General features: G+C 68.0%; 20 protein-coding genes. 2 read left to right on the plus strand and 18 right to left on the minus strand.

Annotation, left to right across the window (positions count from 1 at the left end; all coding sequences use genetic code 11):
• Positions 1 to 77: 77 nt before the first annotated feature.
• From ASC92_RS04900 to nirB, 13 genes are all read right to left on the minus strand, one after another.
• Positions 78 to 1,295, minus strand: a complete 1,218-nt coding sequence (locus ASC92_RS04900) for an NAD(P)/FAD-dependent oxidoreductase (protein ID WP_056511011.1) — start codon at positions 1,293 to 1,295, stop codon at positions 78 to 80.
• Positions 1,292 to 2,080 (minus strand): YaeF family permuted papain-like enzyme, encoded by a 789-nt coding sequence (locus ASC92_RS04905; protein WP_056511014.1) that lies wholly within the window; start codon positions 2,078 to 2,080, stop codon positions 1,292 to 1,294. The genes ASC92_RS04900 and ASC92_RS04905 overlap by 4 nt, the downstream gene beginning before the upstream one ends.
• Positions 2,080 to 3,204 (minus strand): sterol desaturase family protein, encoded by a 1,125-nt coding sequence (locus ASC92_RS04910; protein WP_056511018.1) that lies wholly within the window; start codon positions 3,202 to 3,204, stop codon positions 2,080 to 2,082. Before ASC92_RS04910 ends, ASC92_RS04905 begins: the two co-directional genes overlap by 1 nt.
• 63 nt (positions 3,205 to 3,267) lie before the next feature.
• Positions 3,268 to 4,158 (minus strand): ABC transporter permease, encoded by an 891-nt coding sequence (locus ASC92_RS04915; protein ID WP_056511021.1) that lies wholly within the window; start codon positions 4,156 to 4,158, stop codon positions 3,268 to 3,270.
• Between the two features lie 236 nt (positions 4,159 to 4,394).
• On the minus strand, positions 4,395 to 5,312 hold the full coding sequence (locus ASC92_RS04920; RefSeq protein WP_056511025.1) for an ABC transporter permease: 918 nt from the start codon (positions 5,310 to 5,312) through the stop codon (positions 4,395 to 4,397).
• A gap of 4 nt (positions 5,313 to 5,316) precedes the next feature.
• A complete protein-coding gene (locus tag ASC92_RS04925) occupies positions 5,317 to 6,585 on the minus strand; it encodes an ABC transporter substrate-binding protein (protein ID WP_056511028.1) in 1,269 nt (422 codons plus the stop codon).
• A gap of 70 nt (positions 6,586 to 6,655) precedes the next feature.
• A complete protein-coding gene (locus ASC92_RS04930) occupies positions 6,656 to 7,771 on the minus strand; it encodes an ABC transporter ATP-binding protein (RefSeq protein ID WP_056511031.1) in 1,116 nt (371 codons plus the stop codon).
• A gap of 86 nt (positions 7,772 to 7,857) precedes the next feature.
• The gene (gene cobA, locus ASC92_RS04935; RefSeq protein ID WP_056511035.1) at positions 7,858 to 8,661 is read right to left on the minus strand and encodes a uroporphyrinogen-III C-methyltransferase; all 804 of its coding nucleotides are present in this window, start codon (positions 8,659 to 8,661) and stop codon (positions 7,858 to 7,860) included.
• Positions 8,658 to 9,563 carry a DNA-binding protein YbiB gene (gene ybiB / locus ASC92_RS04940; protein WP_056511038.1) on the minus strand — a complete coding sequence of 302 codons (906 nt, stop codon included), beginning with the start codon at positions 9,561 to 9,563 and terminating at the stop codon, positions 8,658 to 8,660. The genes cobA and ybiB overlap by 4 nt, the downstream gene beginning before the upstream one ends.
• A 176-nt stretch (positions 9,564 to 9,739) precedes the next feature.
• Entirely contained in the window at positions 9,740 to 12,538 is a 2,799-nt protein-coding gene (locus tag ASC92_RS04945) for a nitrate reductase (RefSeq protein ID WP_056511041.1), read from the minus strand.
• Positions 12,539 to 12,541: 3 nt separating this feature from the next.
• Positions 12,542 to 12,940, minus strand: a complete 399-nt coding sequence (gene nirD, locus ASC92_RS04950) for a nitrite reductase small subunit NirD (protein WP_056511044.1) — start codon at positions 12,938 to 12,940, stop codon at positions 12,542 to 12,544.
• An 18-nt stretch (positions 12,941 to 12,958) separates the two neighbouring features.
• Positions 12,959 to 13,744: a type IV pili methyl-accepting chemotaxis transducer N-terminal domain-containing protein gene (locus ASC92_RS04955; protein ID WP_056511048.1), complete on the minus strand. Its 786-nt coding sequence runs from the start codon at positions 13,742 to 13,744 to the stop codon at positions 12,959 to 12,961.
• Positions 13,741 to 16,185 (minus strand): nitrite reductase large subunit NirB, encoded by a 2,445-nt coding sequence (gene nirB, locus ASC92_RS04960; RefSeq protein ID WP_056511051.1) that lies wholly within the window; start codon positions 16,183 to 16,185, stop codon positions 13,741 to 13,743. The genes ASC92_RS04955 and nirB overlap by 4 nt, the downstream gene beginning before the upstream one ends.
• A gap of 63 nt (positions 16,186 to 16,248) precedes the next feature.
• Here nirB and ASC92_RS04965 point away from each other — a divergent pair, with 63 nt between their 5' ends.
• A complete protein-coding gene (locus tag ASC92_RS04965) occupies positions 16,249 to 17,970 on the plus strand; it encodes a bifunctional protein-serine/threonine kinase/phosphatase (RefSeq protein WP_056511882.1) in 1,722 nt (573 codons plus the stop codon).
• Between the two features lie 113 nt (positions 17,971 to 18,083).
• Here ASC92_RS04965 and ASC92_RS04970 read toward each other — a convergent pair whose 3' ends face one another.
• Entirely contained in the window at positions 18,084 to 19,328 is a 1,245-nt protein-coding gene (locus tag ASC92_RS04970) for an MFS transporter (protein ID WP_056511054.1), read from the minus strand.
• Between the two features lie 263 nt (positions 19,329 to 19,591).
• On the opposite strand from ASC92_RS04970, the gene ASC92_RS04975 reads away from it, so the two are divergent.
• A complete protein-coding gene (locus ASC92_RS04975) occupies positions 19,592 to 20,869 on the plus strand; it encodes an ANTAR domain-containing protein (RefSeq protein WP_056511885.1) in 1,278 nt (425 codons plus the stop codon).
• Positions 20,870 to 20,984: 115 nt separating this feature from the next.
• Here ASC92_RS04975 and ASC92_RS04980 read toward each other — a convergent pair whose 3' ends face one another.
• From ASC92_RS04980 to ASC92_RS04995, 4 genes are all read right to left on the minus strand, one after another.
• Positions 20,985 to 21,794 carry an ABC transporter ATP-binding protein gene (locus ASC92_RS04980; RefSeq protein ID WP_056511056.1) on the minus strand — a complete coding sequence of 270 codons (810 nt, stop codon included), beginning with the start codon at positions 21,792 to 21,794 and terminating at the stop codon, positions 20,985 to 20,987.
• On the minus strand, positions 21,791 to 22,729 hold the full coding sequence (gene ntrB, locus ASC92_RS04985; RefSeq protein ID WP_082519499.1) for a nitrate ABC transporter permease: 939 nt from the start codon (positions 22,727 to 22,729) through the stop codon (positions 21,791 to 21,793). Before ntrB ends, ASC92_RS04980 begins: the two co-directional genes overlap by 4 nt.
• 20 nt (positions 22,730 to 22,749) lie before the next feature.
• Entirely contained in the window at positions 22,750 to 23,994 is a 1,245-nt protein-coding gene (locus tag ASC92_RS04990) for a CmpA/NrtA family ABC transporter substrate-binding protein (protein ID WP_056511063.1), read from the minus strand.
• Between the two features lie 345 nt (positions 23,995 to 24,339).
• On the minus strand, positions 24,340 to 25,608 hold the full coding sequence (locus tag ASC92_RS04995; RefSeq protein ID WP_056511067.1) for a nitrate regulatory protein: 1,269 nt from the start codon (positions 25,606 to 25,608) through the stop codon (positions 24,340 to 24,342).
• Positions 25,609 to 25,650 lie beyond the last annotated feature (42 nt).

Genomic DNA, 25,650 nt, shown 5'->3' on the forward strand with positions numbered 1-25,650 from the left:
GATCGAGGCCCAAAGCCGGGGTTCCTCAACTGAAATCTTTGGTGGCCGTTGAGGGGAGGCCAGAAGTTAGCCCGAGATTATAGCGCGCTTGCGCAGGCATGCGCGCTCGCCCAGGCCCATTGGAAGTTGTATCCGCCCAACCAACCCGTCACATCGACCACTTCGCCGATGAAATAGAGGCCCGGCTGCTTCGATTCCATGGTCTGAGACGACAGATCGCGGGTGTCGACGCCGCCGGCCGTCACCTCGGCCTTCTTGTAGCCTTCGGTGCCGCTGGGCGTGATCTGCCAGCGGGCGATGCGCTCCGACAGGGCGGCCAGCGCCTTGTCGGCGGCCTCGTTGACCGGGCGCTGCAGGGCCGGGTCCTGTCCGACCCAGGCGTCGGCCAGCCGGGAGGGCACGAGCGTGGCCAGTTCGTTGGCGATGCGCTTCTTCGAGCGCAGCTTGGCTTCGCCGAGCGCCTCGGCCACGTTCGTGCCCGGCGCGAAATCGAGCGTCAGCGGGGTGCCGGGCTTCCAGTAGCTCGAAATCTGCAGCACGGCCGGGCCCGACAAGCCCCGGTGGGTGAACAGCAGGTCTTCGAGGAATGCCGTCTTTTCCTTCCTGGCGCCGGTCTCGATGCGCACTGGCAGCGCGAGTCCGGCCAGTTCGGCATACGGCGCCCAGGCCTCGCCGCCGAAGGTCATCGGAACCAGCGCCGGCCGGGGCGTGACGAGGCGCAGGCCGAACTGCTCGGCGATGCGGTAGCCGAAGTCGCTGGCGCCGATCTGGGGGATCGACAGGCCGCCGGTGGCAACCACGATCTTCGGCGTTTCGATGAGGCCTCGATCGCTCTCGATTCGATAGCTGCCAGAGCCCGTCAGCGTGATGTTTCCGGCCCTGCACGGCTGCCATCGCTCGACCCCACCCGCCGCGCATTCCGCCAGCAGCAGGTCGACGATCTGCTGCGAGGAGCCGTCGCAGAACAGCTGCCCCTTGTGCTTTTCGTGGAAGGCGATGCCGTGCTTTTGCACCAGCTCGATGAACTGCTGCGGCGCATAGCGCGACAGCGCCGAGCGGCAGAAATTCGGGTTGTCGCCGATGAAGTGGCGCTGCGGCGCGCGCACGTCGAGGTCGCGGTTGGTGAAATTGGCGCGGCCGCCGCCCGAGATGCGGATCTTCTCGCCGACCTTCTCGCTGTGGTCCACCACCAGCACCTTGAGTCCGCGCTGGCCGGCCACGCCGGCGCAGAACAGCCCCGCGGCCCCGGCGCCGATCACGACGACGTCGAAGCGGGAAGACGCGGCCGCGCTCAAGGGCCGTCTGCCGCGAGCAGCGGCGGCGGGTTGTATTTCAGGTGGCCCACATAGCGCAGCGGCTGCGTGGCGGCAATGGAAGGCACGTCGCCTTCGCGCATGTGCAGCAGGTCGGCAGGACTCACCCAGCGCGGGTCGGCGCTGGTGATCGGCAGGCCGGCCCGCTTGTAGGCCTCGAGCACGAACTGCGAGCAGAAGAACTGGTCGTCGCGGCTCGCACCCAGCTGCACCATCGCCATGCCACTCATGCAGTAGTGGCTGACTGCGCCCGGCACCAGCGGCAGCTCGCACAGGCGCCGGTTCAGCACGAAAGGCGCGTTCAGCAGCACGCCCACGGTGTTGTAGCGCGCGCCGACCTGCGACAGCGCCCATTCGCGGATGCGCCCGGCGCCGGCTTCGTCCACGCCCGGCACGCGGAAGGCCACCACCATCTGTTCTTCGTCGACCACCTCGGCCAGCGGCCGGGCGCGCACGCCGGTGCCCACGGCTTCGGCGATCTGGCCGTCGCCGAGGTAGAGCACCGCATGGCTCACCGGCGAGAAGGTGCCCAGCCGGATGCCGAAGGAGTTCACCGTGGCGATGGAGGTCAGCAGGATGTCGCCCGGCGCCAGCGCGTCGGCGGCGATGAGCTCGCCGCCGTTGCCCGGTGCGATGACCGAGCTCTGCACCCGCACGCGCAGGCCGGCGTCCTTGGTCGGCAGGTCGACGCGGGTGGCGCAGGCCGTGAGCAGCAGGGCGGCGCCCGCGGCAGCGAGGGCCGCGAAAGTCCGGAAGCGGGAGCGCATCAGCCTTTCCAGACGAACGGGAACTTCAGCTGCTTGAAGAAGCCGTTGGGCACGTAGTCGCCCAGCACGCCGTATTTCTCGGGCCAGAGCTTGGTGCTCTTCACCGCGGTGCCGAAGAGGTAGTCGAGGAAGGCGTAGTGCGCCGCGTAGTTCTTGTCGAGCGCCTCGATGTCCTGGCTGTGGTGCCAGTGGTGGAAGTTGGGCGTCACGATCAGGTAGCGCAGCGGGCCGAGCCGCACGCTCACATTGCAGTGGTTGAACACCGCCTGGAAGCCCACCACCACGATGTAGGCGTCGATCACTTCCTTGCTGAAGCCCAGCACGTAGATCGGCGCGAGCACCAGCGTGCGCGTGATCAGCAGTTCGAGAATGTGCTGGCGCGAGCCCGCCATCCAGTCCATGCTCTTCACGCTGTGGTGCACCGCGTGCAGGCGCCACAGCACCGGCACCTCGTGGTACGCGCGGTGCGTCCAGTACTGCACGAGGTCGGCCACCAGGATGATCAGCAGGATGCCGGCCCAGAACGGCAGGTTGCCCACCCAGCCGCGGATGCCGTCGTTGGCGGCCCAGCCGAAGAACTTGTGCACCATCAGGTTGGTGGCCAGCAGCACGAAGCCCACGATCATGTGGTTCACCACGAAGTGGTGGAAGTCGGTTTGCCACTCCTCGCGGAACACGGGCTGGTCTTTGCGCAGCGCAAACAGCTTCTCGATGAAGATGAAGATCAGCGACGAGCCCAGCAGGTCGAGGATGAACCAGTCCAGGCCGATGTACGGCGTGTTGTCCGCGAAGTCGTGCACCGGCACTTTGTGCCCGCCCAGCAGCGCCGAGGCCACCACCAGCAGGAACGCGGCCGACGAGAGCCAGCGCGAGCGGTTGAAGATGATGTTGACCAGCGACAGCCCGCCCGAGATCACCATGGCCGCCAGCAGGATGAAGCGCATCACGTCGACGTTGTAGCTCTTGCGCAGCTCCGGCGTGGTGAGGTACTGCGGAAAGTGGAAGGCCAGTACGCCGAGGAAGCACAGGATGCCAAGGCTCAGTGCGATGGTTCCGGTGACCAACCCCTGGCCGCGGCGCAATTCGCCGTGGCTTTCCGTGAATTCATTGAGTTTCTCGAGCATTTCCGCCTCTTTCTTGTTTGCGCTTTTGTTGGGGCGCGATTTTAGGCGGCTGTAGGAAAACGCTCACGCCTTCCGCACGGCGCGCCGGCGCAGCAGCGCAGCCGCGCCCAGCGCCGCCGCCATGACCAGCAGCGACACCACGGTGGTCACCGTGCCCAGCGCATAGATCGACGGCGTGGTCACGGTCGAGGTCAGCCCCTGCAGTTCGAGCGGCAGCGTGTTGACGTCGCCGATGGCCTGCGAGGTGCGGGCAATCTCGTCCCACGACAGCGTGAAGCCGAACATGCCGATGCCCACGATCGACGGGCCGATCAGCGGCAGCACCACGAAGCGGAAGGTTTGCCACGGCGTGGCGCCGAGGTCGCGCGCGGCTTCCTCGTAGGCCGGGTTGAAGCGGTTGAAGACCGCGAACATGATGAGCAGCCCGAACGGCAGCGTCCACGTCAGGTGCGCGCCGAGGGCGGAGCTGAACAGGCCGAGCGCGGTGCCGTAGCCCTCGAGCAGCGTGGTTGCGTCCACGGCCGTGAGCAGGCTCTTGATACCCGTGTCGAGCAGCCGGAACTGCAGGCCGATGCCCAGCGAAATGATGATCGACGGCATGATGAGGCTGGCAACCGTGACGAAGAACAGGGTGTTGCTGCCCGCGAGCTTCTTGCGGAACGCGAGCCCGGCGAGCACCGAAAGCACGACGGTGAAAGCCATGACCACCGCGCCCAGGGCCAGCGAGCGCCGGAAGGCCGCGCCGATGTCTACTGTGCCCAATCCCTCAGCCAGTTTGTAGAACCAGTGCAGCGACAGCCCTCGCAGCGGGAAGGTGAGGCCGCCTTCGGGGCCCTGGAAGCTCAGCACGAAGATCGTGATCATCGGGCCGTAGAGGAACAGCACGAACAAGGCGAACACGGTCGCCAGGGGCCAGAAGCCGGGGGGACGTTGTTCTCTGATGTGTTGGGTCATGGGTTGGGTCCTTCAGGGCGTGTGCACAGGCCACCGGGTACTCCCCTCCGCGAATGTCCCCCGCTTCGCTCCTCCTTTATTTCGCTGCGGGGAGCACCCGGTGCCCTGTGCACGAGGGCACGCAGCGAAATAAAGGAGGAGCGAAGCGGGGGACATTCGCGGAGCAAGGCACCCCGTCGGCGTGATCGCCCCCCGAACGACGCCGCACGATTCGAACGTCGGAGTTCCGGTTCACTTCAGAGCTCCTTGCGAATATCGACCAGCCGGGTGAGCCCCCAGATGATCATCAGCACCACCGCCAGCAGGATCATCGCGTTGGCCGCAGCCAGCGGAAACTGCAGGTACGAGGTCTGCACCTGGATGATCTTGCCGATCGACGCGATCTGCTGGCCGCCCATCACGCCGATGGTGACGAAGTCGCCCATGACGATGGTGATGACGAAGATCGACCCGATCAGGATGCCGGTGCGCGACAGCGGCACCACCACGTTCCACAGCGTCTGCCAGCCCGAGGCGCCCGCGTCGCTGGCCGCTTCGAGCAGCGAGCGATCGATGCGCATCATGCTGTTGAAGATCGGCACGATCATGAACATCGTGTACAGGTGCACGAAGGCCAGCACCACCGAGAAATCGGAGAACAGAAGCCACTCCACCGGCTGGTTCACGAGGCCCGTGCCCATCAGCGCCTGGTTGACCAGCCCGTTGCGCCCCAGCAGCGGCACCCACGAGACCATGCGGATCACGTTGGAAGTCCAGAAGGGCACCGTGCACAGCACGAACAGCACCGTCTGCATCGTCGACGAGCGCACGTGGAACGCCAGGAAGTAGGCCACCGAAAAGCCGACGAGCAGCGTGATGCCCCATACCAGCACGCAGAACTTGAACGTGCTCAGGTAAGTGTTGAGCGTGACGCACAGGTCGCCGTTGTCGGTGAGGTGCGAGCAGCCCTCGAACAGGCTCCGGTAGTTGCGCAGCGTGACGGCCGGGATCAACTCGTACTCGTTGAAATTCCATAGGCTGACCATCGCGACCAGCGCCAGCGGAATCAGGAAGAACAGCAGGAACACCAGCGCGAACGGCGCCGCCTGCCACCACGCCTTCACGGTGTGAACGGGGGCAGTGGCGACGGACGCGCGGGTGGCGGGAGCGCTCACAGGCTCAGGCCGCAACGAACTCGTTCCACTTGCGGACCATGTATTCGTTCTCGTCCATGACGGCGTTCCAGCACGCGATGCCGCCCATGCGCTGCTCGTAGCTGCCGCCGTCGCGCACTGCGCCGGCCTTGGCGATCACGTCGCCCTGGGGGCTCTTGATGTCCTGGGCCGCGGGCTTGCCTTCCATCCAGTAGGCCCATTCGTAGGCTTCCATCTTGGCCTTGGCGGTGTCGAGCACGGCGCTGTAGTAGCCCTGGCGGTTGAGGTATGCACCGGCCCAGCCGTCGAGGAACCAGTTGATGAATTCATAGGCGCCGTCGAGCTTCTTGCCCGAAAGTGTGGCCGGCAGGCCGAAGCCCGAGGCCCAGGCGCGGTAGCCTTCCTTGAGCGGCTGGAAGGCGCAGTCGATGCCCTTGCTGCGCACGGCCGTGACGGCGGGCGACCACATCGACTGGATCACCACCTCGCCCGAGACCATCAGGTTCACCGACTCGTTGAAGTCCTTCCACAGCGCGCGGAACTGGCCGGCCTTCTTGGCCTCGATCAGGGTCTTGATCGTCAGGTCGATCTCGGCCTTGGTCATGTTGCCCTTGTCGGCGTACTTGTGGATGCCCTTGGCTTCCACCACCATCGCGGCGTCCATGATGCCGATCGACGGAATGTTCAGGATCGCGGTCTTGCCCTTGAACTCGGGGTTCAGCAGCTCGGCCCAGGAGCCGATCGGGCGCTTGATGAGGTCGGGTCGAATGCCCAGCGTGTCGGCGTTGTAGGTGGTCGGGATCAGCGACATGAACTGCGTGGCCGACTTGGCGAAGGCCTTGCTCTTCTCGCCTTCGAGGTAAATCACCTTGACCGGCGCCGTGCCCTGGCTGCCGACCTTCTTGCCCGCCACTTCGCCCTTGGTGAACAGCGAGGTGATCTTGTCGGCGTTCTTCACGCGCCTGGTGTCGATGCCCTTGAGGTTGCCGGTCGGCACGATCTTCTTGAGCGAGAAGAACTCGGTGTCGATCAGGTCGAAGCTGTTCGGCGCGGTGACTGCGCGCTTGGTCACGTCGTCGGTGGTCACGGCGACGTACTGGATCTCGATGCCGGTGTCGGCCTTGAACTTCTCGGCGATGGCCTTGTCCTGGTTCACGGCGGTGCCGAGGTAGCGCAGCACGACCTTCTCCTGCGCATGCACGAAGGGCGCGACGCCCGTGGCCAGGATACCGGCCGTGCCTTGCAGAAGGGTGCGGCGCTTGACGCCGGTGGACGAGTCGATGGGATCGGTCATGGCTGAGTCTCCAGAAGAAAAGTGGAAGGGGACGAACGCGGGAAAAAGAGAAAGCTGGCTGGGGAAGCGCTCACAGGGTCAGGGCGAGCGCGGCCATGTCGTCGCGCAGGGCGTTTGCGTTGACGGGCGCCGACACGCGCTCGCCCGGCGGCCTGGCGCCGGGGCCGAGCACGCGCGCGTCGGCCTCGGCCCACGAAAGGCGCACCGCCTCGCCCTGCGCATAGGGGCGCGAGAGAAAGGCGGCCTCGCCCAGCAACACCGAGACGTTCTGGCGCCCCGGCGCGACGGCGTCGAGCGTCAGGCCGAGCAGCACGTAGGTGCCCTGGTACTCGACGTCGGTGACGGTGGCGGGCAAGCCGGCCGCCGTGATGGCATCCGTTGCCGCGACGATCCGCATGTGGTCGTTGCGCACCGCGATCGGGCCGGCCGGCGTATCGAACACGTTGTGGCCGCCCATGAAGCGCGCCACGAATTCGCTCGCCGGATGGTTGTAGACCGCGTGTGGCGAGCCGACCTGCTCGATCACGCCGTGGTTCATGACCACCATGGTGTCTGCCAGCGCCATCGCTTCCTCCTGCGAGTGCGTGACGTGCACGAAGGTCAGGCCCAGTTCCTTCTGCCAGCGCCGCAGCTCGGCGCGCATCTGGATGCGCAGGAAGGGGTCGAGCGCCGAGAGCGGTTCGTCGAGCAGCAGCACGCGCGGTTCGGTGATGAGCGCCCGCGCCAGCGCCACGCGCTGCTGCTGGCCGCCCGACAGTTCACCGGGCTTGCGCGCGGCCAGGTGGCCCATGGCGACGCGCGCGAGCAGGTCGTTGGCGCGCCGGTGGCGCTCGGCCTTGCCGACGCCTTTCATCTTGAGGCTGAAGGCCACGTTGTCGGTGGCCGACAGGTGGGGGAACAGCGCGAAGCTCTGGAACATCATCGCCGTGCCGCGCGCGGCGGCGGGCAGGTTCGTGATGTTGCGGTTGTCCAGCAGGATGTCGCCGCTGGTGACCGACTCGTGGCCGGCAACCATGCGCAGCGTGGTGCTCTTGCCGCAGCCCGAAGGGCCCAGCAGGCAGCAGTAGCTCCCGCTGGCGATACGCAGGTCGATCTGGTCCACGGCGGCCGGCGTACCGGGGGAGTAGCGCTTGGTGAGCGCGATGATCTCGACTGCGGCGGGGGCGGGCGTGGCAACGGCATTCATTGCCGGGAGCGCAGCAGGAAACATGCCACGCGGCGGCCTGCGGCACCTGCGGCATCCCCGCCGCCATCGCCCTGGTCAGGTGCTGCTCAGGTACCGAATTTGCCCGCGCTCGCCGGCAGCGCCGCTGCCGCAAGCCCACGCAGCACGTCGCCCACGACGATCACCGCCGGGCTCGCCAGCCCGGCTTCGGCGATGCCGCTTTGCAGCTTGTCGAGCGTGGTCGCGATGTGGCGCTGGTGCGGCAGGCTCGCATGCTGGATGACCGCCACCGGCGTGTCGCCCGGCAGGCCTTGCAGCAGTTCGCGTTCGATGTGCCCGGCACCCGACACGCCCATGTAGATCACCAGCGTCAGGCGTGCGTTGTAGGCCGTCGCGGCCAGCGCGCGCCAGTCGGTCGGGTCTTCGCCCGCGCCCGCGCCGGTCTTGGCGTGGCCGGTGACGAACACCACGCCCTGCGCATGGTCGCGGTGCGTGAGCGGCACGCCCAGCGAGGTCGCGGCCGCAAGGCCCGCGGTGATGCCGTTGACCACGGTGCATTCGATGCCGGCTTCGCGCAGGTGCTCGACCTCTTCACCGCCGCGGCCGAAGATGAACGGGTCGCCGCCCTTGAGCCGGACCACGGTTTCGCCTTCGCGCACGGCGGTGATCATCAGCCGCTCGATGAAGGCCTGCGGCGTGCTCTTGCAGCCGCCGCGCTTGCCCACGTGCACGATGCGCGCGCCGGGGTTGGCGTAGGCCTGCACGATCTGGTCGTTCACGAGATCGTCGACCAGCAGCACCGTTGCGGCCTGGATCGCCTTCACGGCCTTGACGGTCAGCAGCTCGGGATCGCCAGGGCCGGCGCCCACCAGGGTGCAGCGGCCGGTGATGAGAGTGGATACGTTGTTCATGCGTGGGATGCCAGTTGCGTGATGTGCCTGACTTGCGTTGCGATGGCCTCGGGCACGGGAAGCTCGCCGGCCAGCACGCGGCGCGTGTAGTCGGCGGTGGTCGCGACGTCGATTTCCTTCGGCAGGCCCGGCACCTCGGTGGCGGTGCCGGCCTGCTGCGCCTGCAGCTCGGTGCGCACGCCGCGCACGAAGCCGTCGATTTGCGCGGTGCGGCGCGGATCGGACACCACTTCGCCTTCGAGGCCGCGCGAGAGCAGGGCGGTCATGCCCATGAGCTCGAAGGTCTCGCCCATGGTGCGCGCGTATTCGGGGTGCGTGTAGCTCGCGATCACCACACAGGGGCCGGCCGCGGGCTGCATCAGCTTCACCACGCTGTGGCCGGGGTTGCGCAGGCCGACCACGCGGCGCACGTCGAGCAGGCGCTTGAGCGCGGGGTTCAGCAGCTCGGTGGGTGCAAAGGCCGCTTCGCCGTTGGCGATGGGGCGGACTTCGGTCATCGGCGGCAGGTCGAGTGCCGTGAGCACGTTCGATGCGAGCACGCGCGAGGTTTCGCTCGCGCTGCCATGCACTAGCACCGGCAGGCCTTCGCGCGCCAGCAGCAGCGCTAGCAGCGGCGTGAGCACGGGCAGCTTGCGCGCGCCGTTGTAGCTCGGCAGCACGACCAGTGGGCGGTCGCCGGCCGGGATGCGGTTCAGCCGCGCGTGGGTCGCATCGAGAAAGCCGGCCATCTCCTCGGGCGTTTCGCCCTTGATGCGCATGGCCAGGCAGAAGCCGCCGATTTCGAGATCGGTGACGGTGCCGTCCAGCACCTGGCCGAACAGGTCGGTGGCCTGTTCGCGCGTGAGCGGCTTGGCGCCTCTCGCGCCGCGGCCGATTTCCTTGATGTATTGGCTGATTCCCATGGGTGGGTGGATTGTCCTGCAAGGCTTATGCCGGAATGCGAGGTGGCTTATGCATTGGATTGGCTCCTTCCCCCTTTGGGGGAAGGTTGGGATGGGGGCAGGCAGAGCGTCCCATAGGCGCGCCGCTTGCCCCCACCCCAGCCCTCCCCCAGCGGGGGAGGGAGCAAGACGGGGAGTCATGGGGTGACCGCCTCGGATTCGGCCGCCGTAGCCCGCACCATCCGCTTGAGTTCCGGAATGCACGATCCGCAGTTCGTGCCGCACTTCAGCGCCCCCTGCAGCTTGGCCAGCCGCTCGTCGGCTGTACCGCTGCAGCGGCCCAGCTCGGTCTGGATCGCCACGTCGGCCACGTTGAAGCAGGTGCACACCATCTTGCCGCGCGACTGCACCGCCACCGGCGCCTTCGAACCTGGCGACAGCAACAGCCGGCCGTAGCTCTGCGCCGGCAGTTCCTCGCGCAGCAGCGTGGCGATCCAGGCTTCGGCGCTGGTGTCGCCGCCCAGCAGGAAGGCTTCCAGGCCGGCGCTGCCGTCGGCGCGGCGCACCAGCCGCGCGGAGCGGCGCTGGCCGCGGCGGCGGTCGGCGTAGCGCAGGGTGTCGGCGGTCTGCAGGCCGAGCAGGGTTTCGATCTTCTCGACCAGCGCCTCGTCGGGCGCGTCGTGCGCGGCGGCGCGGAACAGGATGCCGCTGCGCTCCTGGCCTTGGGTGTTGCCCGCGAACGGCACGCAGGTCGCAAAAGGAAACAGCGCCATCAGCGGCTGCAGCGCGCGGTGCGCGGTCAGCGCCGCGTCGGCGGGCAGCCAGGCCATGGTCAGCAGCGACCACGGCAGCTCGGCCTTGAGGATCTTCACCGGCGTGTGCTTCAGCTCGGGCTGCTTCGACGTCGGGCAGTAGGCCGGCGTGGTGAGCGCGTTGATGCCCGCAAGCCGCACGCCGGTCGACGAGCAGCCGCTCAGGTATTCCTCGCCCCAGTGCATGGCGACGAAGGCCTGGCTCAGGCCGATCTCGGCGCTGGCGCGCGCGGGCAGCATGATCGAGCCCCGCTTCGAGGTCAGGTGCACCAGGTCGCCTTCGCCGATCTGGCGGCGCGCCATGTCCTGCGCGTTCATCTGCACCACAGGCTCCGACACGTGCCCGAACAGCCGGCCGGCCGTGCCGGTGCGGCTCATGCCGTGCCACTGGTCGCGCAGGCGGCCGGTGTTCAGCGAGAAGGGGTAGCGCGCCTCGCGGGCCTCGGCCACCGGCTTGTAGACGGTGTCGACGAAGCGGGCGCGGCCGTCGGGCGTGGGGAACACGCCGTCTTCGTACAGGCGAATGCGGCCGGTGCTTTCGCCTTCCTTCAGCGGCCATTGCTGCGGACCGGCGGTTTCCAGCATCGCGTAGCTCAGGCCGGTGATGTCCAGGTCGCGCCCGCGCGTCGATTCGCGGTGTTCGTTCCAGACCGATTCGGCCGTCTCGTACGGGAACAGCGTGGACGCGCGGCCCAGCTGGCGTTCGAGCCGGTGCGCGAACGCCACCGCAATCGACCAGTCGTTGCGTGCCTCGCCGGGTGCGGCAACGGCCGGGCGCACGCGCGAGATGCGGCGCTCGCTGTTGGTCACGGTGCCTTCCTTTTCGCCCCAGGTGGTGGCGGGCAGCAGCAGGTCGGCGAAGGCGCAGGTGGCGGTGGTAGCGAAGGCTTCCTGCACCACCACGAACTCGGCGCGCTCCAGCGCGCGGCGCACCGTGGCCTGGTCGGGCATCGACTGCGCCGGGTTGGTGCAGGCGATCCACAGCGCGCGGATCTCGCCGTCGGCCGCGGCCTGGAACATCTCCACCGCCGTCTTGCCCGGCTTCTCGGGCACCGAGGGCACGCCCCACAGCGCGGCCACTTCGGCGCGGTGGTCGGGGTTCGCCAGGTCGCGGTGCGCGCTCAGCAGGTTGGCCAGGCCGCCGACTTCGCGCCCACCCATCGCATTGGGCTGGCCGGTCAGCGAGAACGGGCCCGCGCCGGGCCGGCCGATCTGCGCGGTCGCCAGGTGCAGGTTGATGAGCGCGGCATTCTTCGCCGTGCCGCTGGAGGACTGGTTCAGGCCCTGGCAATACAGGCTCAGCGTCGCGGGCGAGGTAGCGAACAGCCGTGCGGCCGCGAGCAGGTCGTCCTTCGGGATGCCGCAGACCTGCGCCACCTTGTCGGGCGTGCATTCGCGCACGGTGGCCTTCAGCGCGTCGAAGCCGCTGGTGTGGGCGGCGATGTACTTCGCATCGATCCAGCCTTCCCACAGCATCAGGTGCAGCATGCCGTTGAACAGCATCACGTCGGTGCCGGGCTGGATGGGCAGGAACAGGTCGGCGATCTCGACCGTGTCGGTGCGGCGCGGGTCGGCCACGATGATCTTCAGCGCCGGGTTCGCGGCTTTCGCGTCCTCGATGCGGCGGAAAAGAATGGGGTGCGCCCACGCCGTGTTGCTGCCCACGATGAACAGGCAGTCGGCATGCTTCAGGTCGTCGTAGCAGGCCGGTGGCGCATCGGCGCCCAGCGTCTGCTTGTAGCCGGCGACCGCGCTGCTCATGCACAGGCGCGAGTTGGTGTCGACGTTGTTGGTGCCGACCAGGCCCTTGGCGAGCTTGTTGAAGACGTAGTAGTCCTCGGTCAGCAGCTGGCCCGACACGTAGAAGCCCACCGCGTCGGGGCCGTGGTCGCGGATCACCTGCGCGAACTTGCCGGCGGCGTTGTCGAGCGCGGTGTTCCATGCCACGGCAGTGGGCGCTTCTCCGCGCACGAGGCGCTGCATGGGCTGCAGCAGCCGCGTCTGCCGCGTGACCGTGGCGCTGGCCGTGAGGTGCAGCGTCGAGCCCTTGGTGCACAGGCGGCCGAAGTTCGCCGGATGGTCGGGGTCGCCGCGCACGCCGGTGATCTCGTCACCACTCGATTCGATGATGACGCCACAGCCTACGCCGCAGTAGGGGCAGGTGGAGCGCGTCTCTTGCGTCATGCGTTATTCCAGTGGAAGGACCGACAGCGTCGCGAACGGCTTCGGGCCGGCGACCGGGCGTTCCAGGTCGATGGCATGCGTGGCCAGTTCGCCCGCATCGAGGTGCACCACGCCGTCTTCCAGCTTCACGGCGAACTTCGGCGTACAGCCTTCGTCGGGCGACCTGGCGCAGCCGTCGTCCAGCCCGATGGCCCAGTTGTGCAGCGGGCAGGCCACGCTGGTGCCGAACACGATGCCCTGGCTCAGCGGGCCGCCCTTGTGCGGGCAGCGGTCGAGCAGCGCGAACACCTGGTCCTCGGCATTGCGGAACACGGCCACGTCCACGCCGGCGGGCCGCGCCACGCGGCGGGCGCCGAGCACGGGGATGTCGTCGATGCGGCAGATGACTTTCCAATCGCTCATGGTGGGCTCTCTTTTTATCTATGTCTTGATTTCTGAGTACAGGCCAGTGACGCGGTCCATGATCGCCAGCAGGTTTTCGCTGGCGACGAACACGTCGGACATCAGGGCGGGCGACGCGCCGGCGCCATCGAGGCGCTGCAGGCCCCGGTTGAAGAACATCCATTGCGCATCGGCCAGTACCAGTTCCTGCCTGATCTGCGCGGTGGCTTCGGGCGCGTTGCGCAGCACTTCGAGCGCGGCCAGGAATTCGGTGCGCGACTTGCCGATCTCGGCCGTGCTGCCGGCCGGGTCGATCTGCATGGCCGTGGCCAGGTAGAACTTGGCCATGCGCTGCGACAGCATGCGCTGGCGGCCCGCGATGTTCACGAGCTTGCCCCCCGGCTTGCCGGACGCGGCCTCGTACTGCGCGGTGCCCTGGTTGGCCAGCGCGAGCACGGCGGCGTCAAGCTTCACGACCCGGGCGGCTTGTTCCCTGCCGGGCCCGGCGTCGGTGAGTTCGTTCTTGAACGCGACCCAGGCGCCCTCGAGCGATTCGTAGGTGGCGCGGATGGCCGTGCTGGGCGCGAAGGCCTTGAGCTCGCCGAGCTGGCGCTCGAACAGCGCAACCGACTTGTCGAGCACCTGCTGCGCGTTGCGCGATTCCACCTTCTGCACCAGCGCCAGATACGCCTTGCTCGTGCGCTGCGACAGCATGCGCAGGCGGCCCGCCTTGTTGATCGCGTCGTTGAGGTCGGCGACCTGGGCGTTCGCGCCCAGCCCGACGCCCATGCCGGCGGCGGCCGCGATGAAGGCCCTGCGCTTCATGCGCTCAGCGGCGTGAACTGCCGCACGTCGACCGAGGCCTGCGCCGATTCGAACCACGGATCGGGTTCGCCGTCGAGCGCGAACTGCAGGCGCTCCCACAGCGTCTTGCGGGCCTCCGCGTCTTCGAGGATTCGCTTCTTCACGTAGTCCAGCCCCACGCGGCCGATGTAGTGCACCGTGCGTTCCAGGTACCAACCCTCTTCGCGGTACAGCTGCAGGAACGCGCCCGCGTACTCCATCACCTCTTCGCTGGTCTTCACCTTGACGAGGAACTCGGCCACTTCGGTCTTGATGCCGCCGTTGCCGCCCACGTAGATTTCCCAGCCCGAGTCGACGCCGATCACGCCCACGTCCTTGATGCCGGCCTCCGCACAGTTGCGCGGGCAGCCCGATACCGCCAGCTTGACCTTGTGCGGCGAGTACATGGCCCACAGCGCGCGCTCCAGGTCCTTGCCCATCTGCGTGCTGTCCTGCGTGCCGAAGCGGCACCATTCGCTGCCCACGCAGGTCTTCACGGTGCGCAGCGACTTGGCGTAGGCAAAGCCGCTGGGCATGCCGATGTCCTTCCAGACGTTCTCCAGGTCTTCCTTCTTCACGCCCAGCAGGTCGATGCGCTGGCCGCCCGTGACCTTGACGGTCGGGATCTTGTACTTGTCGGCCGCGTCGGCGATGCGCCGGAGCTCGTCGGGCGTGGTGTGGCCGCCCCACATGCGCGGGATGACCGAGTAGGTGCCGTCCTTCTGGATGTTGGCGTGGCTGCGCTCGTTGATGAAGCGGCTCTGCGGATCGTCCTTCGCCTCTTTCGGCCAGGTGCTGATCAGGTAGTAGTTGATGGCCGGGCGGCAGGTGGCGCAGCCGTTGGGCGTGCGCCAGCCGAGGTTGCGGTACACCTCGTCGTGCGTGAGGTAGTGCTGCTTGCGGATCGCGTCGCGCGCGTCCTGATGGCTGACGTCTGTGCAGGCGCAAATGGCCTTCTTCTTCGGCGTGGCCGAGTAGTCGCCGCCGGCCGTGAACATCAGGATCTGCTCGACCAGCCCGGTGCACGAGCCGCAGCTCGCGCTGGCCTTGGTGTGCTTCTTCACCTCGTCGAGCGTGAACAGGCCCTTGTCCTTGATGGCCTTGCAGATGGTGCCCTTGCTCACGCCGTTGCAGCCGCACACCTCCGCATCGTCGGGCATGCTCGCGGCCTTGCTGTGGCCCTCGTGGCCGGTGTCGCCGATGTTCGATTCGCCGAACATCAGCTTGTCGCGGATGTCGTGCACGCTGCGGCCGTCGCGCAGCAGCTTGAAGTACCAGCTGCCGTCGACCGTGTCGCCGTAGAGGCAGGCGCCGATCAGCTTGTCGTCCTTGAGCACCAGCTTCTTGTAGACGCCGCCGAAGGGGTCGCTCATGACGATTTCTTCCGTGCCTTCGCCGCCCATGAACTCGCCGGCCGAGAACAGGTCGATGCCCGTCACCTTCAGCTTGGTGGAGGTCAGCGAGCCCAGGTAGCGGCCGATGCCGAACTGAGCAAGATGGTTGGCCGCCACCTTGGCCTGCTCGAACAGCGGCGCGACCAGCCCGTAGGCAATGCCGCGGTGCGCCGCGCATTCGCCGACCGAGTAGATGCGCGCATCGGTCACGGTCTGCATGGTGTCGGTGACGACGATGCCGCGGTTGCAGTGCAGGCGCATCTTCTCGGCCAGCTCGACGTTGGGGCGGATGCCCACGGCCATCACCACGAGGTCGGCCGCGACCTCGGTGCCGTCCTTGAAGCGGATGGCCTTCACGCGGCCGCTCTTGCCGTCATCCTCGTCGCCGACGAGGTCCTGCGTCTGCGCACCCATCAGGAACTTCAGGCCGCGGTCTTCCAGCGACTTCTGCAGCAGCTTGCCCGCCACGTCGTCGAGCTGGCGCTCCATGAGCCAGGGCATCACGTGCACCACCGTCACGGTCATGCCGCGCAGCATCAGGCCGTTGGCTGCTTCGAGCCCCAGCAGGCCGCCGCCGATGACCACCGCGTTCTTGTGCGTGCGCGCGGTCTCGATCATGTAGTCGGTGTCGGCGATGTCGCGGTAGGCGATCACGCCCTTCAGGTCCTTGCCCGGCACGGGCAGCATGAAGGGGTTGGAGCCGGTGCACATCAGCAGGCGGTCGTAGGCGGCCTCGGTGCCGTCTTCCGCGCGCACGATGCGCTTCACGCGGTCGATCTCGACCACTTTCTTGCCGGCGTGCAGCGTGATGTGGTTGTCGCTGTACCACTCCCAGCTGTTGAGCACGATCTCGTCGACCGTCTGCTCGCCCGCCAGCACAGGCGACAGCAGGATGCGGTTGTAGTTGGGATGCGGCTCCGCGCCGAAGACGGTGATGTCGTACAGGTCAGGCGCGATCTTCAGCAGCTCTTCGAGCGTGCGCACGCCGGCCATGCCGTTGCCGACCATCACGAGTTTCATTTTCTTCATGGGGCCCTACCTTTCGTCGAATCAAGCAAGCGAGTGCCCGCGGCGCGCGTGGAGAATCGCGCCATGAGCTTTGAAGTGGATATCGGCTACAGCAGCCAGCGCGGACCGCGCGAGCTGAACGAAGACTTCGCCGGCGCGGTGCATGCGCCGCCCGGCGACGAGGCGCGCGGCCTCATTGCGGCCATTGCCGACGGCGTGTCCAGCGGCGGGCATGGCCGCGAGGCGGCGCAGACCACGGTGATGGGCCTGCTGGCCGACTACTTCGCCACGCCCGACACCTGGGAACCGACCGCCGCGCTCGACCGTTTGATCGGCGCTCAGAACGGCTGGCTGGCCGACCACAACCGCCGGCGCCAGGGCAAGGACGGCGGCGGCACGGCGCTCACCACGCTCACCGCGCTGGTGCTGCACGGCCAGGGCTACACGCTGGCACACGTGGGCGACACGCGCGCCTGGCGCGTTCGCGCGGGCGGCGAGCCGGCCGTGCCGCTCACGCAGGACCATGCCTTCGACCATCCCGACATGCGCAGCCGCCTGACGCGCGCCATCGGCCTCGACGACCAGGTGCGCGTCGACTACGTGCAGGGCGACGTGCGCGTGGGCGACTGCTTCGTGCTGAGTTCCGACGGCGTGCACGGCGTGCTCAAGCCGCAGCAGGTGGCTGCGCTGGCCTTGCAGGGCGACGCCGAAGCGGCCAGCGAGGCGCTGGTGCACGCGGCGCTCGAGGCCGGCACCCGCGACAACGCCACCGCGCTGGTCATCCGCGTGGTGGGGCTCGACGCGCGGCAGCTCGACGACGAACTCGGCGACGGCCGCCGGCTCGCACCGCCGCCCGCCCTGAAGGTCGGCGACGTGCTCGACGGCTACGCCATCACCGCGCTGGTGGCCGACACCGGTGTGCACCTGCTGTACCAGGCGCGCCATCCGCTCACGCGCCAATTGGTCGCGCTGAAGACGCTGCACCCCTCGCGCGCCGGCGATCCGCAGGAGCGCGCGATGCTGGCGCACGAGGCGTGGCTCGGTTTGCGCGTCGGCACCCGCGAGGACAGCGGCTTCGTCCGCGTGCACGAGCGGGCCGAGAACGCGAGCGCGCTGTACATCGTGTTCGACTGGCATGGCGGCCGCACGCTGGAGCAACTGCGCAAGGCGAACGCGCGCGGCGCGGTGGCCGAGGTGGTCCCCGCCGCCATCGCGCTGAGCCGTGCGCTCGGCCGGCTGCACCGCCAGGGCGTGGTGCACCGCGACATCAAGCCGGGCAACCTGCACCTGGGCGAAGACGGCCGCTGGCGCATCATCGACCTGGGCGTGGCGCTGTCCGGCCGCGAAGGCGCGGCGCAGCGCGAACTTCATGCCGGCACGCCGAGCTACATCAACCCCGAGCAATGGGAGGAGGGTGGCGTGGCGGATGCGGGCAGCGACCTGTTCGCGCTCGGCGTCACGCTGTACCAGTGGCTCACCGGCCACCTGCCTTACGGCGAGATCGAGCCCTACCAGGTGGCGCGCTACCGGCGAGACCCGGTCGCGCTCTCGCGCCTGCGGCCCGACGTGCCGATCTGGCTCGACCACCTTGTGCGCAAGGCCGTTGCCCGCGATCCGCGCGAGCGCTTCGAAACCGCCGAGGAGCTGCTGCTCGCATTGGAGCGCGGCGCCTCCCGCCCGGTGAACGCGCCCGCCGCCACGCCGCTGATCCGCCGCGACCCGCTTGCGCTCTACCAGCTCGCGCTCGGTGTGTCGGTGCTGTTCAACGTGCTGCTCATCGTGTGGCTGCTGTTCTTGCCGCATTGAAACCACCCCCAGGCTTGCCCACTTCGTGTGGCCGCCAACCCCCTCGCCGGGGGCAACACCGGTGGCCCGGCAAAGCCGGTTCCACGGTGTTCCTGGCAAGAAGGCGCTTGGGTTCATGCGAGGCGCCCTGCTGACGGCGATTGCGGCATCACGCGCGCACGGCCACCCTTCTCGGCCCAGGTGCGGGTCCAGCGGATCTGCATCACGCGCATCACGCCGAGCATCACCAGCGACAGCAGCGCGAAGAACACGAAGCCCCAGACGTAGCTACCCAGGTACTGCTTCGACAGGCCCATGGCGTTGGGCACGAGGCCGCCGCCCAGCGCGCCGATCTCGCCGATCATCGAGCCGGCCACCGCCGTGCTCGCGGGCCAGCGCAGCGGCACCAGCTGGAACAGCGCGCCGTTGCCCGCGCCCAGCGCAGCGAAGCACGCGATCAGCACCAGCGTGGTAACGGTCAACGAGCCCGACGAGACGCCCACCAGCACGAGGCTCACGGCCACCACCAGCAGCACCACGGTCAGCGTGTTCACACCGCCCCAGCGGTCGGAGAGCCAGCCGCCCACGATGCGCACCGCCGCGCCCATGAAGGCCGCGAGCATGGTCAGCTGGCCGGCCTGCACCTTGCTCACACCGAACTGGTCGTAGTAGTAGGAGGGCAGGAAGGTCGTGAGGCCGATGAAGCCGCCGAAGGTCACGCCGTAGATCAGGCTGAACACCCAGCCGTCTTTCTCGAACAGGCAGGCGATGTGCTCGCGGAAGCTCGAATGGGCGTTCACGTCCGGCGGTTCCTTGGCGAACACCACCATCACGACCATGGGTATGAGGATGGCGACCGCGGCCACGCCGTACACCGCCTGCCAGCCCAGCCACAGCGCGAGCGGCGGCGCCACCAGCACCGACACCGCGGTGCCCACGTTGCCCGCGCCCACGAGGCCCATGGCCAGGCCCTTGTGCTGCGGCGGGAACCAGCCCGAGCCCAGCGACAGCGCCACGCCGAAGCTCGCGCCCGCGATGCCCAGCAGCACCCCCATGGCGAGCAAGTTGTTGAAGCTCTTGACGAAGAAGAAGCCGAACAGCATCGCCACCGCGATCAGGCCCATCTCGACCAGCGTGGCCTTCTTGCGGCCGATGTACTGCGACAGGATGCCCAGCGGAAAGCGCATCAGCGCGCCCGCGATGATCGGCACCGACAGCATCAGGCCCTTCTGCGCCGGCGAGAGGCTGAAGGTTTCGCCGATGAAGGGCGCCATGGCGCCGTTGAGCACCCAGATGCAGCAGGAGAACGAGAAGTACAGAAAGGCCGCGAACAGTGTCGGGCTGTGGCCTGACTGCAAGAAGTTCTTGAAACTGGACATGGCATTCAAAGGTGCAAAAAGCCGCGGCGCGACCCTGGAAAGGTCGTGTCGACGGACGGGGTTGTAGACGGATTGCCGGCAGCGGATGCCGTCGGCGTAGGGGTGCGCGCGGCCTGTGCGTGGCCGCGCCGGATGCAGGAGCCTGCAGCATCACCAAAGCGGTGCTTCGTTACACCGCGGCTCGCTTCATGCAAGAGCCGTGCCTGCGAATTCGAGCGGGCGTGGCCTATGCTCGCGGTGCGTTCCCACACCGCTTTTCCAAGATGTCCCTTCTCGTTGTCCTGTCCGATGAAACTGCCGGTCCCGTGCTGCCCGAGGCGCTTGCACGGGCGCTGTCCGACGCCGGTCTCGATGTGGCCGGCTGCGCGGACTGCGGCACCTTCGTGCGGCAGGTCGAGGCGCTGGCCCCGGCCCAGGCCCTGATCTGCCTGCCCTTGCCCACGCCCGCCTTGCTCGAGGCGCTGCGCGCGTGGTCTGGCGCGCCGCCGTGCGCGCTGAGCCTGGTCAGCGGGCCGTTGAGCGGCGCGCAGCACGAAGAGCTGGCGCAGCTCGGCGTGCACGCGTGGATGCAGGCCGATGGATTCGCCGCCGCGTCGCTCGCGGCGCTCACCGCCCGCGCCCAGGCCCGCTGGCAGCGCGAGAGCGCCTTGCGCACCGAACTGGAGAGCCTGCGCACCCGCATGGACGAGCGCAAATGGGTCGACCGCGCCAAGGGCCTGCTGATGTCCGCGCGCGGCATCGGCGAGGACGAGGCCTTCGGCCTGCTGCGCGGCGCCGCGATGCACGCCAACCTGCGGCTGGGCGAGGTGTCGCGCTCGGTCATCGAGGCGGCGCAGTGGGCCGACGCGATCAACCGCGCCGGGCAGCTGCGCATGCTCTCGCAGCGGCTGGTGCGCGTGGCGGCGCAGCTGCTGGGCAGCATCGATGCGCAGCGGGCGCGGGTGCTGCGTACGCAGTCCGCCGAGCGGGTGCAGCAGAACCTCGATCACCTGGCGGCCCTCGGGCTCGGTGCGGCTGGCGCGCAGGCGCTCGCACAGGCGCAAGCCGCATGGAGCGGGCTGGCCCCGGCCCTGACGGCGCGGCCCACGGCGGCGGGACTGGCCCACGTCGACCAGCGCGCCGAAGTGCTGCTCTCGGCCGCGGAGGCGCTGACCGAGGCACTCGAAGCCTCGGGCGCGCGGCGCGCACTGCGCATCGTCAACATCTGCGGACGGCAGCGCATGCGCGCCCAGCGGCTTGCGAAAGACGCGCTGCTCGCTGCCGCGCTGAAAGAGAAAGCCGCGAACGCGCGGCTGGTGCCCACCATGGCCGAGTTCGAGGCCGCCTTGCTCGAACTCGAGCGCGCCCCGCTCAGCACCACCGAGATCCGCGCCGCGCTGGCCAGCGCCCGCGACGAATGGCTGCGGCTGGTCGGCGGCGTGCACGCACTCGACAGCGCCGATGGCCGCGCCACGCTGGTGCGCTCCAGCGACGCGCTGGTCGACACCTTCGAGCGCCTCACGGCATCGTACGAGCACAGCCTGCAAGTGATCATGTCCTGAACCTGGCACGCCCCCAGGCTGCAGGGGGCAACACCAACGGCCCGGCAAAGCCGGTTCCGCGGTGTTTGCCGGAAGGAAGGCATGGCTCGACGCGCCTGGGCGCTGTGTCGATCTGTCAGGCCGCGGCCTTCTCCACGTGCGCCTGGCGCGTGTAGAGGAAGTCGATCACGGCCTTGCGCGCGTGCACGTAGGCCGGGTCTTCGGCCAGTTCGACGCGATTGCGTGGGCGCGGAATGTCGACCGCGAGCACGTCGCCGATGGTGGCGGCCGGGCCGTTGGTCAGCATCACGATGCGGTCGCTCAGCAGCACCGCCTCGTCGACGTCGTGCGTCACCATGACGACCGTGCTGCGCGTCTTCTGCACGATGGCCAGCAGCTCGTCCTGCAGCTTGGCGCGCGTGAGGGCGTCGAGCGCGCCGAAGGGCTCGTCCATCAGCAGCACCTTGGGCTCCATCGACAACGCGCGTGCAATGCCCACGCGCTGCTTCATGCCGCCGGAGATCTCGCCGGGGCGCTTCTGCGCGGCGGGCGTGAGACCCACCAGCGCCAGCGCCGCGTCGGTGCGCGCGCGCAGTTGCGCCTTGCTCTCTGTGGCCGCGAACACGCGCTCGACCGCGAGGTACACGTTCTCGAAGCAGGTGAGCCAGGGCAGCAGCGAGTGGTTCTGGAACACCACCGCGCGCTCGGGGCCGGGGCCCTTGATTTCCTTGTTGGCGCACAGCAGCGAGCCTTCGGTGGGCGTGGTGAGCCCGGCGATGAGGTTCAGCAGTGTCGACTTGCCGCAGCCCGAGTGGCCGATGAGCGTGATGAACTCGCCCTTGGCCACGTTCAGGTTCACGTCGCGCAGCGCGACGAAGCGGCCCTTGGGCGTCTTGAAGGCCTGCTCGACGCCGTGGATCTCGATGTACTTGGATTCGTTGATCATGACTTCACCTCTTCGAACGTGAATGCGGTCGCAAGCTTGATGAGCGCGAACTCCAGCACGAGGCCGACGATGCCGATCACGAAGATCGCGATGATGATGTTGGCGACGTTGAGGTTGTTCCACTCGTCCCACACCCAGAAGCCGATGCCGACACCGCCGGTCAACATTTCGGCCGCCACGATCACCAGCCACGCGGTGCCCACGGCCAGCCGTACGCCGGTCAGCATGTAGGGCAGCACGGCGGGGAACAGGATCTTCGTGAGGATTTTCCATTCGCTCAGGTTCAGCACCTTGGCCACATTCATGTAGTCGCTCGGCACGCGCTGCACGCCCACCGCCGTGTTGATGACCATCGGCCAGATCGAGCAGATGAAGATGGTCCAGATGGCGGCCGGGTTGGCGCCCTTGAACACCAGCAGGCCGATGGGCAACCACGCGAGCGGCGACACCGGGCGCAGCAGGCTGATCAGCGGGTTGAACATGCGCGCGAGGAACTCGAAGCGCCCGATCGCGAAGCCGGCCGGAATGCCCACCAGCGCCGCCAGCCCGAAGCCCAGCGCCACGCGCTGCAGCGACGAGAGCACGTTCCAGCCCACGCCCTGGTCGTTCGGGCCCTTGCTGTAGAACGGGTCGCTGAACACGGTCACGGCCTGCTGCCAGGTGGCGGCGGGCGTCGGGAAGCCGGTGGTGCTTTTCATGGCCACGATTTCCCAGATCAGCAGCAGCAGGCCGAAGCCCGCGAGCGGCGGCAGCACGCGCATCCAGAAGGCGCGCAGGTCGAGTGGTGTTCTCGGTTTTTGCTCCTTCTGCGCGCGGGGCAGAGGGTTGGGGTGAGGGGCCGCCTCGGCGCGGGCCACACCCTCACCCCGGCCCTCTCCCGCACGCGGGAGAGGGAGGGATGCGTTCAGGGGCGAATGAAATACAGCGCTGACCATGGTGTGTTTCTCCTCGAACATCAAACGTGCAACTTGAACGACTCTGCGTACTTCTTCGGATCCTTGCCGTCCCAGACCGAGCCGTCGAACAGCTTGCTGGTGCGCATGGTTTCCTTGGGCACGGGCGTCTGCGTGGCGGCGGCGGCCTGCTTGTAGATGTCGATGCGGTTGATCTCGGTGGCCACCTTCAGGTAGTCGGGGTGCTCCTTCAGCAGGCCCCAGCGCTTGTGCTGCGTGAGGAACCACATGCCGTCCGACAGGTACGGGAAGTTCACGGCGCCGCCGTTGTAGAACTTCATGTGGTTGGGGTCGTCCCAGCTCTTGCCCAGGCCGTTGGTGTAGCGGCCCAGGATGCGCTGGTTGATCGCGTCCACGCTGGTGTTGACGTAGCTCTTGTCGGCAATGGTCTCGGCCATCTTGTTCTTGTTCTGCAGGCCGGCGTCGATCCACTTGCTGGCTTCGAGGATGGCTGCGGTCACGGCGCGCGCGGTGTTCGGATACTTCTTGGTGAACTCGGCGGTGCAGCCCAGCACCTTCTCGGGGTGGTCCTTCCAGATATCCTGCGAAGTGATGGCCGTGATGCCGATGCCGTCCATGATGGCGCGCTGGCCCCAGGGCTCGCCCACGCAGTAGCCGTCCATGTTGCCCACGCGCATGTTGGCGACCATCTGCGGAGGAGGTACGACGATGTTCTTCACGTCCTTGAACGGGTCGATGCCGGCCGAGGCGAGCCAGTAGTAGAGCCACATGGCATGCGTGCCGGTGGGGAAGGTCTGCGCGAAGGTGTATTCGCGCTTCTCCGTGGCAATCAGCTTGGCGAGCGAGGCCGCATCGACAGCGCCCTTGTCCGAGAGCTTCTTCGACAGCGTGATGGCCTGGCCGTTGTTGTTCAGGGTCATGAGCACGGCCATGTCCTTCTTCGGGCCGCTCAGGCCGAGGTGCATGCCGTAGACCATGCCGTAGAGCACGTGCGCCATGTCGATGTCGCCGTTGGAGAGCTTGTCGCGCACGCCGGCCCAACTGGCTTCCTTGCTGGGCACGATCTTCACGCCGTACTTCTTGTCGATGCCCAGCACCGAGGCCATTACCACGCTGGCGCAATCGGTCAGCGGAATGAAGCCGATCTTCACTTCTTCCTTCTCGGGCTTGTCCGAGCCCTGGGCCCAGACGGCGGCACGCAGCGCGGGGTCGATGCCGACGGCGCCGATGGCAGCGGCTTGCAGGACGCGGCGTCGGCTGAGGCGGGTTTTGAGCAGGTCGGTCATGGGGCGGGGCTCCGGTTGAAGGCGAACAAACAAAAGACGGAAGACAAAAACAAAAAAGGCGTCCGCACCGCGCAGGGGCTGCTCGAAAACGAGCCCTTGCGGGATGGGGACGCCTTTGTCCGGTTCGGTGGCAAACACCCGCCGTTGGGTGCCGCCTGCCTGAAGACCCTTGGAGGGCTACGAACGAGATGCTTGCAAGCGGTGTGCCAGCTTTCAGGTCCGGCGCGCCGCTATCAAGAAGGTAGCTCGATGCAGCGGCGCGGCGCGGGCGAAGGATCGATCGGACTGCGCAGCGCCGGCCGCACGGTTGTTGTGCACTGCACCAAATTGAACGGCCAAGCCGCTTCAGCGCGCGGGCGCGCGGTCGAGCATGGGCAGGTAGTCGGCCATCGCCAGCATCGACTCGGCCACGTCGACCAGCCGCCGCTTCTGGTTCATGGCGGTCTGGCGCAGCATCTTGTGCGCTTCGTCCTCGCTGAGCCGGCGGTGCGCCATGAGCAGGCCCTTGGCGCGCTCGACGATCTTGCGTTCGTTGAGCGAGGCGCGCACGGTTTCGAGCTCGTCGCTCATGGCCTGCAGGCGATGCGACTGTTCCTGGACCATGTCGAGCACCGAGCGTTCGAGGTGGCGGCCGAGCCGGGCGGGCGCGGCGGCCTGCGCGTCGGCGTCGTCGAAGAACAGGGCGCGGGCGCCTGCCTGCGGCGCCAGCGTGTCCAGCAGCTGCCGGTAGTCCTGCAACTCGCTGCGCGCCTGCGCGGTCTTGTGCTCGCACAGTGCGCGCAAGACTGCGGCCAGGCGCTCTTCCACGGTCTTCATGGCGTCGATGCGGCGGGTGCAGCAGTCGAACCAGGCCTGGCTCAGCGGCACGTCGGCCGGGGCGGAGGTGGCGCCGCGCCGGCGGATGCGTTCGAGCTCGGCCACTTCGGCATCGGGCTGGCTGTTGCGCCAGAGCGCGAGCACCGCCTGGCCGGAGAAATCGGTGAACACCTGGAAGCAGCGCTCCTGCGACTCGATCAGGTGCAGCCATTGCAGGCGCTGCGCCTCGTCGCTGCGGCCCAGCGCCAATGCCGCCGCACCAAAGGCGCGCTCTTGGCCGGCAAATTCCTTGCCCTGCATGAAGTTGAACATCGCGACCAGCAGGCGCGAGATCTCGGGGTCGGTGGAGCCGTCGGCCGCCTCGAACACCACCGACAGCAGGCCGGCAACGAGCTTGGCGAAGGCTGCGGTGGACTGCTGCGGCTTCAGCGCGAGCGCATCGATGCGGCGGCGCAGGGCGGGCAGGGCGTCCAGGCCCGGGATGACCCAGGCGATGCGGCTGAACAGGCGCGCGCTGTTGCCGGCGCCTGCGCCGCGGTGGTCGTCGGCTTCGAGCTGGTCGAAGCCGGCGCGCACCTCCTGCTCGAGCGCCATGCATTCGGCGATCTGCGGGCCGCGCTGGTCTGCGAAGCGGCCGCCGTGCGAGGCGAGGAACATGTTCGACATGCCCCGTTCGCGCTGCAGCGCATGGACGAGGCGGCCGATCACACCCACCAGCTCGCTGGTGCGGGCGAGCCGGTCCAGCTCGTCGATTTCGCAGCGGCGGGCGGCGATCAGAAAACTCAGTCCGGATTTCATGGTGGGAGGGGGCGCTGTCTTCCTCACTGCAACATTCGTGCC

Origin of the sequence: Variovorax sp. Root411, from assembly GCF_001425205.1 — a bacterium.
GTDB lineage: Bacteria > Pseudomonadota > Gammaproteobacteria > Burkholderiales > Burkholderiaceae_C > Variovorax.

Excerpts from the sequence above, each read along its gene's own strand:
- ASC92_RS04970 (WP_056511054.1), bottom strand. The coding sequence starts at position 19,328 with ATGTCCAGTTTCAAGAACTTCTTGCAGTCAGGCCACAGCCCGACACTG.
- ASC92_RS04995 (WP_056511067.1), bottom strand. The coding sequence starts at position 25,608 with ATGAAATCCGGACTGAGTTTTCTGATCGCCGCCCGCCGCTGCGAAATC.
- ASC92_RS04975 (WP_056511885.1), top strand. The coding sequence starts at position 19,592 with ATGTCCCTTCTCGTTGTCCTGTCCGATGAAACTGCCGGTCCCGTGCTG.
- ASC92_RS04990 (WP_056511063.1), bottom strand. The coding sequence starts at position 23,994 with ATGACCGACCTGCTCAAAACCCGCCTCAGCCGACGCCGCGTCCTGCAA.
- ASC92_RS04915 (WP_056511021.1), bottom strand. The coding sequence starts at position 4,158 with ATGACCCAACACATCAGAGAACAACGTCCCCCCGGCTTCTGGCCCCTG.
- ASC92_RS04930 (WP_056511031.1), bottom strand. The coding sequence starts at position 7,771 with ATGAATGCCGTTGCCACGCCCGCCCCCGCCGCAGTCGAGATCATCGCG.
- ASC92_RS04955 (WP_056511048.1), bottom strand. The coding sequence starts at position 13,744 with ATGAAGCGCAGGGCCTTCATCGCGGCCGCCGCCGGCATGGGCGTCGGG.
- cobA (WP_056511035.1), bottom strand. The coding sequence starts at position 8,661 with ATGAACAACGTATCCACTCTCATCACCGGCCGCTGCACCCTGGTGGGC.
- ASC92_RS04905 (WP_056511014.1), bottom strand. The coding sequence starts at position 2,080 with ATGCGCTCCCGCTTCCGGACTTTCGCGGCCCTCGCTGCCGCGGGCGCC.
- nirD (WP_056511044.1), bottom strand. The coding sequence starts at position 12,940 with ATGAGCGATTGGAAAGTCATCTGCCGCATCGACGACATCCCCGTGCTC.
- ASC92_RS04910 (WP_056511018.1), bottom strand. The coding sequence starts at position 3,204 with ATGCTCGAGAAACTCAATGAATTCACGGAAAGCCACGGCGAATTGCGC.
- nirB (WP_056511051.1), bottom strand. The coding sequence starts at position 16,185 with ATGAAGAAAATGAAACTCGTGATGGTCGGCAACGGCATGGCCGGCGTG.
- ASC92_RS04980 (WP_056511056.1), bottom strand. The coding sequence starts at position 21,794 with ATGATCAACGAATCCAAGTACATCGAGATCCACGGCGTCGAGCAGGCC.
- ASC92_RS04965 (WP_056511882.1), top strand. The coding sequence starts at position 16,249 with ATGAGCTTTGAAGTGGATATCGGCTACAGCAGCCAGCGCGGACCGCGC.
- ASC92_RS04945 (WP_056511041.1), bottom strand. The coding sequence starts at position 12,538 with ATGACGCAAGAGACGCGCTCCACCTGCCCCTACTGCGGCGTAGGCTGT.
- ntrB (WP_082519499.1), bottom strand. The coding sequence starts at position 22,729 with ATGGTCAGCGCTGTATTTCATTCGCCCCTGAACGCATCCCTCCCTCTC.
- ASC92_RS04925 (WP_056511028.1), bottom strand. The coding sequence starts at position 6,585 with ATGACCGATCCCATCGACTCGTCCACCGGCGTCAAGCGCCGCACCCTT.
- ybiB (WP_056511038.1), bottom strand. The coding sequence starts at position 9,563 with ATGGGAATCAGCCAATACATCAAGGAAATCGGCCGCGGCGCGAGAGGC.